The organism is Streptomyces sp. NPDC025833 (assembly GCF_055558055.1).
In genome coordinates, this window is the sequence record NZ_JBVHNF010000056.1 from 1,787 (window position 1) to 3,714 (window position 1,928).

General features: G+C 56.9%; 1 rRNA gene (cut by a window edge). It reads left to right on the top strand.

Annotated features, from left to right (window positions below):
• A 23S ribosomal RNA gene (locus tag ACZ4K2_RS36885) occupies positions 1-1,845 on the top strand (it extends 530 nt beyond the left edge of the window).
• The last annotated feature ends 83 nt before the right edge of the window (positions 1,846-1,928 follow it).

Consider the following 1,928-nt stretch of genomic DNA (forward strand, 5'->3'; position numbering starts at 1 on the left):
TAGCCCCAACGGGTGTTGTGATGGGTAGGGGAGCGTCGTCTGCCGGGTGAAGCGGCACTGGAAGGTAGTCGTGGACGGTTGACGAGTGAGAATGCAGGCATGAGTAGCGATACAAACGTGAGAAACGTTTGCGCCGATTGACTAAGGGTTCCTGGGTCAAGCTGATCTGCCCAGGGTAAGTCGGGACCTAAGGCGAGGCCGACAGGCGTAGTCGATGGATAACCGGTTGATATTCCGGTACCCGCTGTGAAGCGTCAAACATCGAGCATCGTGATGCTAAGGCCGTGAAGCCGCCCTGATCTCTTCGGAGTTGAGGGGAGTGGTGGAGCCGCCGGACCAAGCGGTTAGTAGGTGAGTGATGGGGTGACGCAGGAAGGTAGTCCATCCCGGGCGGTGGTTGTCCCGGGGTAAGGGTGTAGCCCGAGTGGTAGGTAAATCCGTCACTCATGCAGGGTGAGACCTGATGCCGAGCCGATTGTGGCGAAGTGGATGATCCTATGCTGTCGAGAAAAGCCTCTAGCGAGTTTCATGGCGGCCCGTACCCTAAACCGACTCAGGTGGTCAGGTAGAGAATACCGAGGCGTTCGGGTGAACTATGGTTAAGGAACTCGGCAAAATGCCCCCGTAACTTCGGGAGAAGGGGGGCCACACTCGGTGATCGGATTTACTCCGTGAGCTGGGGGTGGCCGCAGAGACCAGCGAGAAGCGACTGTTTACTAAAAACACAGGTCCGTGCGAAGCCGTAAGGCGATGTATACGGACTGACGCCTGCCCGGTGCTGGAACGTTAAGGGGACCGGTTAGCTCACTTTCGGGTGGGCGAAGCTGAGAACTTAAGCGCCAGTAAACGGCGGTGGTAACTATAACCATCCTAAGGTAGCGAAATTCCTTGTCGGGTAAGTTCCGACCTGCACGAATGGCGTAACGACTTCTCGACTGTCTCAACCATAGGCCCGGTGAAATTGCACTACGAGTAAAGATGCTCGTTTCGCGCAGCAGGACGGAAAGACCCCGGGACCTTTACTACAGTTTGATATTGGTGTTCGGTTCGGCTTGTGTAGGATAGCTGGGAGACTTTGAAGCAGGCACGCCAGTGTTTGTGGAGTCGTCGTTGAAATACCAGTCTGGTCGTGCTGGATGTCTAACCTGGGTCCGTGATCCGGATCAGGGACAGTGTCTGATGGGTAGTTTAACTGGGGCGGTTGCCTCCTAAAGAGTAACGGAGGCGCCCAAAGGTTCCCTCAGCCTGGTTGGCAATCAGGTGTTGAGTGTAAGTGCACAAGGGAGCTTGACTGTGAGACCGACGGGTCGAGCAGGGACGAAAGTCGGGACTAGTGATCCGGCGGTGGCTTGTGGAAGCGCCGTCGCTCAACGGATAAAAGGTACCCCGGGGATAACAGGCTGATCTTCCCCAAGAGTCCATATCGACGGGATGGTTTGGCACCTCGATGTCGGCTCGTCGCATCCTGGGGCTGGAGTCGGTCCCAAGGGTTGGGCTGTTCGCCCATTAAAGCGGTACGCGAGCTGGGTTTAGAACGTCGTGAGACAGTTCGGTCCCTATCCGCTGTGCGCGTAGGAGTCTTGAGAAGGGCTGTCCCTAGTACGAGAGGACCGGGACGGACGAACCTCTGGTGTGCCAGTTGTCCTGCCAAGGGCATGGCTGGTTGGCTACGTTCGGGAGGGATAACCGCTGAAAGCATCTAAGCGGGAAGCCTGCTTCGAGATGAGGACTCCCACCCACTTGATGGGGTAAGGCTCCCAGTAGACGACTGGGTTGATAGGCCGGATCTGGAAGCACGGTAACGTGTGGAGGTGACCGGTACTAATAGGCCGAGGGCTTGTCCTCAGTTGCTCGCGTCCACTGTGTTGGTTCTGAAACCACGAACAGCCCCACCCGTGTGCGGGTGGTGTGGCGTTCACAGTTTCATA